The sequence below is a fragment of the Citrobacter sp. RHB35-C21 genome, assembly GCF_013816515.1.
GTDB lineage: Bacteria > Pseudomonadota > Gammaproteobacteria > Enterobacterales > Enterobacteriaceae > Citrobacter > Citrobacter braakii.
In genome coordinates, this window is record NZ_CP057147.1 from 3,423,852 (window position 1) to 3,436,421 (window position 12,570).

Here is a 12,570-nt window from a genome sequence, read left to right on the forward strand (position 1 = left end):
GCTGGAGAGTAGTTTGATTACTTTAGGAGATATTAGCTTACGGAATTTTCCGGCTGATAATCTGGAACATGAAGTTACCTGTATTAGATGATTAATACAGGTATTTAGAAGGGGCGGCGAAAGCACCGCCCAACAACAAGGGGTTAGCGGATAGCAAAACCTTGTTTGTGCAAGTAGTCCAGGATGAACGGTCGGTTCTCTTTGATGATGGTTCGACGGATATGATCAGTCCACGTATCGCGGCGGTTGTTTGTCGCGCGTGTCATGTAGTAGTGAGCTAATTCTTCATCGTATTCTTGTAAAAGCGCTTTGTTTACAGTCTGATAGTTATTCTCATGCACAACTAAACCAGCGGGAAGACGAGGTTTTGTAATTTTTTCATATTGAGGAATTGACTTGTCCGGCCAGCCGAGGCACAGCCCAAACAACGGCAGAACATGTTGCGGAAGCTTCAGCAGTTCAGTGACCGGCTCAATATTATTTCGCAGACCGCCAATAAACACGCCGCCAAGCCCCAAAGACTCTGCCGCCGTCAGCGCATTTTGCGCCATCATCGCGGTATCAACAACGCCCAGTAGCAGTTGTTCCGCCAGCCCGAGTTGCGCGTCAGGGCAAATCTGCAAATGGCGATTAAAGTCAGCGCAAAACACCCAGAACTCGGCAGCCTGCGCCACATGTTTTTGTCCGCCGGATATAGTAGCCAGTGATTCACGCAGGGCGTTATCCGTTATGCGAACGATGGTTGTGCATTGTAAAAAACTGGAGCTTGAGGTCCCCTGAGCGGCGGCAATAATCGCCTCCCGCTGCGCATCCGAAATGGCATCATCGGTGAAATGGCGAATGGAACGGTGGCTACGAAGTAAATCAATGGTTGGCGTCATCTCTTTTTTTCTCTGTCTGAACGTGAAGAATCACCGGGGGTTCGTGACATCAGCTGCGGCGCAACCAGTTGAGCAATACGCCACGTTAATACCACCGCGGCGGGAAGCATCAGCAGCACACCCAGAAATATCATCACCACGCAGGCTAACGGACTGCCAAGCGGTGCGGGTAAAGTGAGGTAATCGTTAAGCGATAGCAGCGCCAGCGATAACAAAACCATCCCGATTATTTCCAGCATCAATACGCTTTTGGGTAATGCACCAATTGTGCGCATAAGCGGCCTCCCGGCGAAATGGCTTCCATTATAAAACGTTCCGGCTTGTCGTGTTTAACAGTTATAGCTTGAGGATATCAAAGCAACAGGCTGAACCTGCTTTTCATCCGTCACAAATCGCGGCATCATAACAAGTATTGCCATCCGGCCTGATAAGTTCGAGGAGAGAGAGATGTTTGCCGTTATTTTTGGTCGTCCTGGGTGCCCGTATTGCGTGCGCGCAAAAGAATTAGCAGAAAAATTAAGCAATGAGCATGACGATTTTAACTTCCGCTACATTGATATCCATGCCGAAGGTATTACGAAAGCCGATCTGGAAAAGACGGTAGGTAAGCCAGTTGAAACCGTTCCGCAGATTTTTGTTGATCAAAAACACATCGGCGGCTGCACGGATTTTGAAGCGTGGGCAAAAGAGAACATGAATCTGTTCGCCTGATCGCCGTTTCTACGCCCTCCGCTGGAGGGCGTCTTCAGTTCTTTTTCCGTCGATGATGCTGATTGAACAAGTTGCTGATAAACAAAAAACACAATGCGCCAAGCGCGCACCAAAACACCGCACTAAACAACCACGCCAGCTCTTGCCACAATGAACGCGTCGGCATAAAAACGAACCGCATCAGTAACAGACAGCACGGCGCCGCCAACATGGCACCAAGAAGGGGTTTGAGCACCTCCCGACGATGGGAGAAAAAGCTTGCTGCAGCACCAGGCAGGATAAAAAACAACAATCCGACCTCAGGATGCCCTGCCGCTCTGAATGCCCCTTTCACGTTCAGCGTTAATGAAAGACACACCACAATAAAGAGCACAAAGCAGCAGACCGCACCCGCCCAACTTTGCTTATGTTTCAATTGTTCCTCCTGACACATTCTCTATCGAACACTCTTTTCGCCCGCAGGCGTCCAGTCAGATAAAGTAACCAGGCATTCCATGCCAAAAACACACTCACACGATTCTTATAGCCGTTGATACGTAATGAGATTAAACTAACCGCATATATTGTTATGCTGCATTATTCGGGGCTGTGTACGAAGCTGTCGCCCCTTAATTTCTGGCAAAAACATTAGCGTAAATTGCCATTTCTTTCAATAGCTTACTAGTAAACAAGAAGTTAGTCTCCGTGAATATAAACGTCGCAGATTTGTTAAATGGGAATTACATCCTGTTATTATTTGTGGTCCTGGCACTGGGCCTGTGTCTGGGTAAATTACGTCTGGGTTCAGTCCAACTCGGTAATTCCATTGGCGTTTTAGTGGTGTCCCTATTATTAGGTCAACAGCACTTTAGTATTAACACCGATGCATTAAATCTCGGCTTTATGCTGTTTATTTTTTGTGTCGGCGTCGAAGCCGGTCCCAACTTTTTTTCGATTTTTTTTCGAGATGGGAAAAATTATCTAATGCTTGCTCTGGTGATGGTCGGCAGCGCCATGCTGATCGCCCTGGGGCTGGGTAAGCTATTTGGCTGGGACATCGGCCTGACGGCAGGTATGCTGGCCGGCTCGATGACCTCAACGCCGGTGCTGGTCGGCGCGGGTGACACCTTGCGCCATTCCGGAATGTCGGGGACATCGCTTTCAACCGCCCTCGATAACCTGAGCCTCGGTTATGCGCTCACCTATTTGATTGGTTTGGTCAGTCTGATTGTTGGCGCGCGCTACCTGCCGAAACTTCAGCATCAGGATCTGCAAACCAGCGCCCAACAAATCGCACGTGAACGAGGTCTGGACACTGATGCCAACCGTAAGGTTTATCTGCCGGTAATTCGTGCCTATCGCGTTGGCCCGGAACTGGTGGCATGGGCCGATGGCAAAAATCTGCGCGAGCTGGGTATCTATCGCCAGACCGGTTGTTACATTGAACGCATCCGTCGCAACGGCATCCTGGCCAACCCGGATGGCGACGCGGTACTGCAAATGGGCGATGAGATAGCCCTGGTGGGTTATCCGGATGCGCATGCCCGCCTCGATCCGAGCTTCCGTAATGGTAAAGAGGTGTTCGATCGCGATCTGCTCGATATGCGCATCGTTACTGAAGAGATTGTGGTGAAAAACCACAATGCCGTTGGCCGCCGCCTGGCCCAGTTGAAGCTGACCGATCACGGCTGTTTTCTCAACCGCGTGATCCGTAGCCAGATTGAAATGCCTATCGATGATAACGTCGTGCTTAATAAAGGCGACGTGCTGCAGGTCAGTGGGGATGCTCGCCGCGTCAAAACCATTGCCGATCGTATCGGCTTCATTTCCATTCACAGTCAGGTGACCGATCTGCTGGCCTTCTGCGCCTTCTTTATCATCGGTCTGATGATCGGGATGATCACCTTCCAGTTCAGTAATTTCAGCTTCGGCATCGGGAATGCGGCTGGACTGCTGTTCGCTGGGATCATGCTGGGCTTCCTGCGTGCCAACCATCCAACGTTTGGCTATATCCCACAGGGGGCGCTGAACATGGTCAAAGAGTTTGGCCTGATGGTATTTATGGCAGGCGTCGGTTTAAGCGCGGGCAGCGGCATTGGCAATGGCCTTGGCGCTGTGGGTGGGCAAATGCTGATTGCTGGCCTGGTTGTCAGCCTGGTGCCGGTTGTCATCTGTTTCTTATTCGGTGCTTACGTATTGCGCATGAACCGCGCCCTGCTTTTTGGCGCCATGATGGGCGCGCGTACCTGCGCTCCGGCAATGGAAATCATCAGCGATACGGCACGCAGCAACATCCCCGCATTAGGCTATGCCGGGACCTACGCAATTGCCAACGTACTGCTGACATTAGCGGGGACACTCATCGTCATTGTCTGGCCTGGGCTTGGTTAGCGCTGAAATTTACTCTTAAACGAAAATTTTTTGCAGGTAAGCAGAACTTTTCTTCAAGACGTCAGTCATAACTATTGCCACTGCTTTTCTTTGATGTCCCCAATTTGTGGAGCCCATCAACCCCGCCGTTTTGGTTCAAGGTTGATGGGTTTTTTGTTGCCTGAATTTTGCGTTCGCTGACTCCCTCCCCCAAAACTCTCTCTCACATTTGCAGCATGCTGGTTATGACACATACTTTTAGTCAGAGCTAAATGGTAATAGGTGGTTGCTATGGTACTCGCAGGCAAAGTCGCGGTAATCTTCGGAGGCAGCGGCGCTATAGGCAGTGCAGTTGCGCATGCCATGGCGCGTGAAGGCGCTCATGTGTATCTGGGCGCGCGCAGTCAGGAAAAGCTGGATTGGGTGGCCAGTAGCATTCGAACCGCGGGCGGTAAAGTCGAAACCTTTGTCACCGATGTACTCGACGAATACGGTACCTCAAAACAAGTTACTCTGCTTGCGCAGCAAACCGGTGGAATAGATGTGGTGGTTAACGCAACCGGCTTTATGCATGAACAGGGCAAACGCATCGAGGCGTTATCCCTTTCTGAGTTTATGAGCGGAATCACCCCTTTCCTCTCGGCGCAGTTCAATATCGCAAAAGCCGTAACGCCACACATGGGCGGCAATCGTGCGGGCGTCATTCTCACCGTTGTTGCGCCTGCGGCCCCGATGGCGATACCTGGACATCTGGGACACATCGTTGGCTGTGCGGGAACAGAGGCCTTTCTTAAAGCGCTCGCCAGCGAACTGGGGCCGGCGAATATTCGGGTCGTCGGCGTGCGCTCGCATGCGATTGTGGATGCCGTTCAGGCCGGTTCCTATACCGGGGAGATTTTTACCGCTAAAGCGCAGTCAATGGGTTTAACCGTCGCACAATGGTTAGGTGGTGCGGCGCAAAGTACCATGCTTGGGCGCCTGCCTACGCTTGCACAAATCGCTGAGGTAATGACCTTTCTGGCTTCAGACCATGCCGGAGCAATCACCGCAACGGTGGTGAATATTACCGGCGGCGCTACGCACAACTGACCGTTGCGGGCAACCCCGCAATACGCTCCACCATCAGCAAGATATCTTCTCGCCGCAGCGGCTTTTTGTCCGTGACAAAATGCAGCGTCATCCCTTCAATAAACGCATCCAGCGCCCGCGCCGTAACCGGAGCAAACCACTGCTCCAGCGTTTGTTGGCTGCGTAACATCCAGTTTTGCATCACCGTTTTTAGTGCCGGTTTACGGCTGGCGAAGGCATACAGCTGATACATGAGTTCCATGTTATCGGGTGTCGTGACCTGGGAGCTGTAAATCATATCGGTAATCGCATGGCAAGCCTGCGACGCATCCGCAACGTCGGCAAAAAAAGCCTGATACTGCAGCATCATCCTGTCAGTAAAACGGTCAAACGCCTCCATTAAAAGCTCATCAATTCCCGAAAAGTAATAGGTCATAGAACCCAAGGGCACCTGAGCAATTGTCGCAATCTTCCGATGTGTAACCGCATGAATACCATGGGCTATTACCGCATCCAGAGTCGCCTGAACTATTTTTTCCCGCCGCTGCGGATCGTTCGCACGTCGCACTGCATTACCTCTTCTTGCATTTGTGTACAAATGTACACAACCTTGCTAAGGTTGTCTTCTTTCCTCTTTTCTTTGGCTCGAATTCATGACTGGCATCTCATCACGCAAAGCCTTAAGACGTCGCACCTGGGCACTGTTCACGTTCTTCTTTTTACCAGGATTATTAATGGCCTCCTGGGCAACGCGTACCCCTGCCATCAGAGATATCCTCTCCATCTCAACCGCCGAAATGGGCGCGGTGCTGTTTGGACTCTCAATTGGTTCGATGAGTGGCATTCTTTGTTCGGCCTGGCTGGTGAAACGATTTGGCACGCGTAAAGTGATCCGCACCACCATGTCTTGCGCAGTCCTCGGAATGGCAATCCTCAGCGTGGCGCTCTGGCTGCATTCCGCATGGCTTTTCGCATTTGGTCTGGGCGTGTTCGGCGCCAGCTTTGGCGCAGCAGAAGTTGCCATCAACGTCGAAGGTGCGGCTGTTGAGCGCGAAATGAATAAAACCGTACTGCCGATGATGCACGGTTTTTACAGCCTGGGAACGCTGGCGGGTGCCGGAGTCGGGATGATGCTTACCGCCTTCAGCGTACCGGCGACCACGCATATCTTGCTGGCGGCGATGGTGGCTATCACCCCTATCTTCATCGCCATCAAAGCCATTCCTGACGGCACGGGTAAAAATGCCGCTGACGGGTCTCACTCCGGCGAAAAAGGACTGCCTTTTTATCGTGATATTCAGCTATTGCTGATTGGCGTCGTGGTGCTCGCAATGGCATTTGCTGAAGGTTCCGCCAACGACTGGCTTCCGCTGCTGATGGTGGACGGACATGGATTTAGCCCGACATCAGGCTCGCTGATTTATGCCGGATTTACGCTGGGTATGACCGTTGGACGATTTACTGGCGGCTGGTTCATCGACCGCTACAGCCGCGTCGCGGTAGTGCGCGCCAGTGCGCTAATGGGTGCTCTTGGGATTAGCCTGATTATTTTTGTCGACAGCACTTGGGTGGCGGGTGTTTCCGTTATTCTGTGGGGACTCGGAGCATCACTGGGCTTCCCACTGACCATTTCGGCTGCCAGCGACACCGGCCCCGATGCGCCAACCCGCGTCAGCGTTGTCGCCACTACCGGCTATCTGGCATTCCTGGTTGGACCACCGCTGCTGGGCTACCTGGGTGAACACTACGGCCTGCGTAGCGCTATGCTGGTAGTGCTGGCGCTGGTGCTTGTCGCCGCCATCGTCGCGAAAGCGGTGGCAAAACCGGATCTCAAAAACACCACTGTGATGGAGAACAGCTAATGCGTATCAAACTGATTGCAGTCGACATGGACGGCACATTTTTAAGCGACCAAAAAACCTATAATCGTGAGCGCTTTATGGCGCAATACCGCCAGATGAAAGAACAAGGGATCCGCTTTGTGGTCGCCAGCGGCAACCAGTATTACCAGCTCATCTCCTTTTTCCCTGAACTGGCCAGTGAAATCTCATTTGTCGCCGAAAACGGCGGATGGGTGGTCAGTGAAGGGGAAGATGTCTTTAACGGTGAGCTGGCAAAAGACGATTTCCAGGCCATCGTGGAACATCTGCTGACCCGTACGGACATCGATATTATCGCCTGCGGTAAAAACAGCGCCTATACCCTGAAGCGGTACAGCGATGAGCATAAGACGGTCTCCGCCATGTATTATCATCGTCTTGAATTTGTGGATAATTTTGACAACCTCAATGACGTTTTTTTCAAGTTCGGGCTAAATATTTCAGACGATCGTATCCCCCAGGTGCAGGCTGACCTCCATGAGGCGATTGGCGACATTATGGTGCCGGTACATACCGGCTACGGCAGCATCGATTTAATTATACCCGGTGTGCATAAGGCAAACGGTCTGCGTCTGCTGCAACAACGCTGGAATATTACCGACGATGAGGTTGTTGTGTTTGGCGATGGCGGCAATGATATTGAGATGCTGCGTCAGGCAGGATTTAGTTTTGCAATGGCGAACGCCCATGAGCCGGTGATCCAGGCGGCAAAATATCGCGCAGGGTCGAACAACGAAGAGGGCGTGCTGGATATTATCGACCGCGTGTTAAAGAATGAAGCACCGTTTACGCAATAACGTCTCAGCACAGACGGCAACAAAATGATGGCATGATCTATTCATAATCCGCCTCAAATTAACCCGCTGGATTATTACCTCCAGTGAATATTCAGACGAGCGGATTATGAAGAAAAGTGTACTGATAGCGACATTGTTGCTGGGTTTTGCGGGGACAACATTTGCGCAAAGCGTTACCGTTGATGTACCAAGCGGTTATAAGGTGGTGGTAGTGCCCTCTTCCGTCAGCGTTCCGCAGGCGGTCAGCGTCACCACCGCGCCACAAACGGTGTATGTTGCTCCGGCGCCTGCCCCGGCCCCAGTCTATCGCGCACATCCTTATGCGCGACATGTTGCAAGCGTCGGTGAAGGAATGATCATCGAACACCAGATTGACGATCACCACTAAGTTTTTGCCTGGCCCGGGCAACCGGGCTTTAACCTTCCCGTGAATCCCCTACCCGTTTATCTTTCAGGAAGATAACCATCAGAATCACCCACAGTACGCCGCTTGCCAGATTGAACAGGCTGAACAAGCCGTTTCCTCCGAGCAGATAAGCGTGTTTACTCAGCTCAATACCGACGGTAAAAATCAGCATCTGCAACATACCCATGGCGGCAGAAACCGTGCCCTTACTCATTTCACTGGCAAACAGCGTCAGACGTACCAGTCCAGCATTCGCCACGCCAATACCAAACGCATAGATGCTTAAACCCGCCGTCATCCATAGATACGCATGGGATGACACCACCGTGGCCGCAGCGGCAATCACCAGCCCGACGGCGATTGGCCAGCCGCCCATGATAATCAGCGAACGTACGGTTTTTCGCGAGGTCAGGCGCGCCAGTACCAGGTTACCGGCAATCAACGCGCCAAAAATCGGCACCTGCAACAGGCCATATTCGTAGCTGCTGAGATGTTCACCGCTGATGATAATAATCGGGGACTGCGCAATCCACGCCAGTAACGGCAGGCTGACAAAACCCAATGCCAGCGCGCCTGCAGCAAAGCGCACGTTCCTCAGCACCAGCTTATAATCTTTGCCCAGCTCTTTAATCGACAGCTTTTCACCAAGCCGGGTTGCCGTCTCCGGCATCGCGCGTTGCAGACCAAAAAAAGAGATGGCGGCCAGGGCGGCAAACAGGATAAACATCCCTTCCCACGGCAGAACATGTACCCAGGCTGCACCGACCAACGGCCCCAGCAGGGGCGCAATCAACGCTACGTTTGCCATCAGCGCGGTAATTTTTATGCACACCGCTTCTTCAAAGGATTCCTGAATTGCGGCGTAACCCACCGCGCCAATAAAGCACAGGCTTATCCCTTGTAAAAAACGCAGGAAGGTAAATTGCTCAATATTCTGCGCAAGCAGGGTTGCAAGGCAGGTCACAATGAACCAGAGCACGCCGGTTAACATCACCGGGCGACGTCCAATTCGATCCGACAGCGGTCCTAATAACCACTGCAAAAACATGCCGCCAGCCAGATAGGCGGTCATGGATGTGGGCACCCAATCTAATCCGGCATTATATTGCTCCACCACCGCCAACATTCCGGGCTGGATCATATCGTTGCCGATATAAGTAGAGAATTCGTAAAGCACCAGACAGAGAGGGAAAAGTAATGCCTGACGCCCCAAACGGGCGCCTGAAGATAAACGGTTCTGCATGCAGTCTCTTAACTATAGAAAAATCGCGCAAAGTGTAATAAATGCGCCGTACTGGTGATAGTGAATTATGTGATTTGAAAGCAAATTGCGCACATTTTTACACTCATTTGCTCAGGAACATTTTGCGTTAAGGTTAATTTAAGTTGAGACCGCTATCATGTTCAATAAGTCTCATTAATTGTCTGAAAAATAGTCATTTAACAGACAAATAAGACAAGACCGCTTTTTATCCCGTGAAAGCAATTTTATGCTCTCCCCTCTTGGGCCTTTTTAACGATTACACTGAGTCTGGACGTTATGCTGGAAAATCTGAACAACTCACTTTTTTATCTCATCAATGCCACGCCGGACTCTGCGCAATGGATGATATCGCTTGCCATTTTTATTGCCAAAGACCTGATTAACATCGTACCGCTGTTAGCCGTTGTGCTTTGGCTTTGGGGGCCGCGGGCCCAGGTTACTCTCCAGCGCCAGTTAGTTATAAAAATGGCGATTGCGCTGATCGTCGGTCTGACGATTTCATGGCTGATGGGGCATCTGTTCCCTCACGATCGTCCGTTTGTTAACCACATCGGTTACAACTTCCTGCATCATGCGGCGGATGACTCTTTCCCGAGCGATCACGGTACGGTTATCTTTACCTTTGCACTGGCTTTCTTGTTCTGGCATCGCCTGTGGACGGGCGGTCTGCTGATGGTCGTTGCTGTGGCGATTGCCTGGTCGCGGGTCTACCTTGGCGTACACTGGCCGCTGGATATGCTGGGAGGATTACTCGTCGGGCTGATTGGCTGCCTGAGCGCCCAGATGATCTGGCAGCGGTTTGGCACGCCCCTGTACCTCGGCTTGCAAAATGGCTATCGCGCCTGCTTCGCTCTGCCCATCCGTAAAGGCTGGGTGCGTGACTAACCCACGGTAAAAAGAGTAGTATTAAGCGCGATACTGAGCACTTATTCTACTCTCCAGGGGAACTATGGAAACTCGACGCGACGAGCGTATTGGTCAATTACTGCAGGCGCTGAAACGCAGCGATAAATTACACCTCAAAGAAGCCGCGACGCTGCTGGGCGTATCTGAGATGACCATTCGTCGCGACCTGAATAATCACGATGCTCCCGTCGTCTTGCTCGGGGGCTATATTGTTCTGGAACCCCGCAGCGCCAATCACTATTTAATCAGCGATCAAAAATCCCGACTGGTTGATGAAAAGCGCCGTGCCGCCCAGATGGCGGCAAGCCTCGTGCAGGCACATCAGACTATCTTTTTTGACTGTGGTACCACCACGCCGTGGATCATTGAGGCTATCGACAATGAATTGCCTTTCACCGCAATCTGCTACTCGCTGAATACGTTTCTGGTGCTGCAGGAAAAACCGCAGTGCCGCGTCATTCTGTGTGGTGGCGAATTCCATGCCAGCAACGCAATTTTCAAACCGCTTGATTTCCAGGAAACGCTGAACAACCTGTGCCCGGATATCGCTTTTTATTCCGCAGCTGGCGTTCATATTGAGAAAGGCGCGACCTGTTTTAACCTGGAAGAGCTACCAGTGAAACACTGGGCGATGTCGATGGCGCAGCATCACGTGCTGGTGGTCGATCACAGCAAATTTGGTAAGGTACGTCCTGCGCGGATGGGTGAAGTAAAACGCTTTAATACCATCGTCAGCGATAGCCGTCCTGACGAGGCGTTTGTTGAGCACGCGAAAGCGCAACGTATCAAACTGATGTATTAAGCGATACTGCCGGATGGCGATAGCGTCATCCGGCAAACGCTAAGCTTAAGAGAACCAGCCGCCAAACCACTGGTGGAATTTCATCATCACAAAGTCCCACATGCGACTAAAGAATCCCCCCTCTTCCACGGCCTCCATCACCATCAGTGGACGCTGCTCGATGGATTTCCCGTTCAACTGGAAGTCGATAGTCCCCACAACCTGGCCTTTCTTCAGCGGCGCGGTTAACTGTGGTTCGGTCAGGGTAAAGCTGGCCTTCAGGTTTTTGAGCTGACCACGCGGGATAGTCACCGAGCCCGCTTCTCCGGCGCCCAAATTAACCTCACTCTTATCGCCAAACCAGACGCGCTGCGTCACGAAAGTGGCATCCGGTTTAATCGGCGTAACGGTTTCAAAGAAGCGGAAGCCCCAGGTCAGCAGCTTTTCTGACTCATTAAAACGAATGCGGTCGGTTTTCGCCCCCAACACCACGGAGATCAAGCGCATATCCCCCTGGGTCGCGGAAGCGACCAGGTTGTATCCCGCCCCGGCCGTGGTACCGGTTTTCATACCGTCCACGTTCAGGTTGGTGCTCCACAACAAACGGTTGCGGTTCGGCTGGCGGATTTTATTAAAGGTAAATTCTTTCTCTTTGTGGATAGCGTACTCTTCCGGTACATCGTGGATTAGCGCCTTCCCGAGCAGGGCCATATCACGTGCGGTACTGAACTGTCCTGCCGCATCCAGGCCATGCACGGTCTGGAAAGTGGTATTGGTCAGCCCCAGTTTTTTCGCGTAGCCGTTCATCAGACCAATGAAGGATTCCTGGCTGCCGGCAACGTAATCAGCCAGTGCGATACAGGCATCGTTACCAGACTGGATGATAACGCCTTTGTTCAGATCGGACACTGCAACCTGATCGCCAGGTTTGAGGAACATAACCGACGAACCGCGCAGGGCCGGATTACCGGTCGCCCAGGCGTCTTTGCCCACGGTGACCATGTCGTTGAGGTTAATTTTCCCGGCCTTCAGCGCCTGACCGACTACATAACTGGTCATGATCTTGGTCAGACTGGCAGGATCCAGTTTCTCATCAGCATTACCTTCCGCCAGTACCTTACCGCTGGCGTAATCCATTAGGATCCACGCGCGCGCGTCGACGCTCGGTGGGGCCGTTGGTTGCTCCGCCGCCTGTACGCTCGGCGCCAAAAGGATTAAGAGTGCAGAACCTGCAGCAAAGCTGCGAAGTGAAGAGAAGTATTGCGTCATAAATGCCACCCGAGTATCCATTCCAAAAAACCACGTCATACCACACCGTGTTTACACAAAACCAGCCAGGCGACCCTGGCCAACCCATGCAGAAAAGGTCTGATGGATGACGTGTAAAATAAGTGCGGTGAGTAATAACGCACTAACGAGCTTAAAGAAACCGTAAGTTGGTAAAGTTTTTAAAGTTTATGCAATAACACCGCGCTGCGCTGCTCCTGGCACGATTTTTTTAGACTTTGTTGCGTAAATATTAGGTTT

General features: G+C 51.9%; 14 protein-coding genes. 8 read left to right on the top strand and 6 right to left on the bottom strand.

Features of this window, described 5'->3' with window-relative positions:
- Positions 1-143: 143 nt before the first annotated feature.
- Together nfsA and HVZ39_RS16750 are read right to left on the bottom strand one after the other, a co-directional pair.
- Positions 144-881 (bottom strand): oxygen-insensitive NADPH nitroreductase, encoded by a 738-nt coding sequence (gene nfsA / locus HVZ39_RS16745; protein ID WP_181632719.1) that lies wholly within the window; start codon positions 879-881, stop codon positions 144-146.
- A complete protein-coding gene (locus HVZ39_RS16750) occupies positions 878-1,156 on the bottom strand; it encodes a YbjC family protein (RefSeq protein ID WP_181632720.1) in 279 nt (92 codons plus the stop codon). The genes nfsA and HVZ39_RS16750 overlap by 4 nt, the downstream gene beginning before the upstream one ends.
- 172 nt (positions 1,157-1,328) lie before the next feature.
- Here HVZ39_RS16750 and HVZ39_RS16755 point away from each other — a divergent pair, with 172 nt between their 5' ends.
- Positions 1,329-1,592 carry a GrxA family glutaredoxin gene (locus HVZ39_RS16755; protein ID WP_016152408.1) on the top strand — a complete coding sequence of 88 codons (264 nt, stop codon included), beginning with the start codon at positions 1,329-1,331 and terminating at the stop codon, positions 1,590-1,592.
- A 34-nt stretch (positions 1,593-1,626) separates the two neighbouring features.
- Here the strand turns inward: HVZ39_RS16755 and HVZ39_RS16760 are convergent, their stop codons facing one another.
- The gene (locus HVZ39_RS16760) at positions 1,627-2,007 is read right to left on the bottom strand and encodes an inner membrane protein YbjM (protein ID WP_016152407.1); all 381 of its coding nucleotides are present in this window, start codon (positions 2,005-2,007) and stop codon (positions 1,627-1,629) included.
- Positions 2,008-2,276: 269 nt separating this feature from the next.
- On the opposite strand from HVZ39_RS16760, the gene HVZ39_RS16765 reads away from it, so the two are divergent.
- Positions 2,277-3,962 (top strand): aspartate:alanine antiporter, encoded by a 1,686-nt coding sequence (locus tag HVZ39_RS16765; RefSeq protein ID WP_016152406.1) that lies wholly within the window; start codon positions 2,277-2,279, stop codon positions 3,960-3,962.
- A 270-nt stretch (positions 3,963-4,232) separates the two neighbouring features.
- Positions 4,233-5,030, top strand: coding sequence for an SDR family oxidoreductase (locus tag HVZ39_RS16770; RefSeq protein WP_181632721.1), 798 nt, complete (start codon positions 4,233-4,235; stop codon positions 5,028-5,030).
- Here the strand turns inward: HVZ39_RS16770 and HVZ39_RS16775 are convergent.
- Positions 5,017-5,577 (bottom strand): TetR/AcrR family transcriptional regulator, encoded by a 561-nt coding sequence (locus HVZ39_RS16775; RefSeq protein WP_029139468.1) that lies wholly within the window; start codon positions 5,575-5,577, stop codon positions 5,017-5,019. The genes HVZ39_RS16770 and HVZ39_RS16775 overlap by 14 nt on opposite strands.
- Positions 5,578-5,662: 85 nt before the next feature.
- Here HVZ39_RS16775 and HVZ39_RS16780 point away from each other — a divergent pair, with 85 nt between their 5' ends.
- The 3 genes from HVZ39_RS16780 (at position 5,663) to HVZ39_RS16790 (ending at position 8,074) form a co-directional block, all read left to right on the top strand.
- Complete coding sequence (locus HVZ39_RS16780) at positions 5,663-6,871, top strand: MFS transporter (protein ID WP_181632722.1); 1,209 nt, start codon at positions 5,663-5,665, stop codon at positions 6,869-6,871.
- Entirely contained in the window at positions 6,871-7,686 is an 816-nt protein-coding gene (locus HVZ39_RS16785) for a Cof-type HAD-IIB family hydrolase (RefSeq protein WP_181632723.1), read from the top strand. Before HVZ39_RS16780 ends, HVZ39_RS16785 begins: the two co-directional genes overlap by 1 nt.
- A gap of 106 nt (positions 7,687-7,792) precedes the next feature.
- Positions 7,793-8,074 carry a hypothetical protein gene (locus HVZ39_RS16790; protein ID WP_019076373.1) on the top strand — a complete coding sequence of 94 codons (282 nt, stop codon included), beginning with the start codon at positions 7,793-7,795 and terminating at the stop codon, positions 8,072-8,074.
- Between the two features lie 28 nt (positions 8,075-8,102).
- Here the strand turns inward: HVZ39_RS16790 and HVZ39_RS16795 are convergent, their stop codons facing one another.
- Entirely contained in the window at positions 8,103-9,335 is a 1,233-nt protein-coding gene (locus HVZ39_RS16795; protein WP_181632724.1) for an MFS transporter, read from the bottom strand.
- Positions 9,336-9,632: 297 nt separating this feature from the next.
- Between HVZ39_RS16795 and ybjG the strand changes: the two genes are divergently transcribed.
- Positions 9,633-10,241 (top strand): undecaprenyl-diphosphate phosphatase, encoded by a 609-nt coding sequence (gene ybjG, locus HVZ39_RS16800; protein WP_181632725.1) that lies wholly within the window; start codon positions 9,633-9,635, stop codon positions 10,239-10,241.
- A 64-nt stretch (positions 10,242-10,305) separates the two neighbouring features.
- Entirely contained in the window at positions 10,306-11,064 is a 759-nt protein-coding gene (gene deoR, locus HVZ39_RS16805; protein ID WP_016156090.1) for a DNA-binding transcriptional repressor DeoR, read from the top strand.
- A gap of 45 nt (positions 11,065-11,109) precedes the next feature.
- On the opposite strand, the gene dacC is transcribed toward deoR, so the two are convergent.
- Positions 11,110-12,312 carry a serine-type D-Ala-D-Ala carboxypeptidase gene (gene dacC, locus HVZ39_RS16810; protein ID WP_016156089.1) on the bottom strand — a complete coding sequence of 401 codons (1,203 nt, stop codon included), beginning with the start codon at positions 12,310-12,312 and terminating at the stop codon, positions 11,110-11,112.
- Positions 12,313-12,570: the final 258 nt, after the last annotated feature.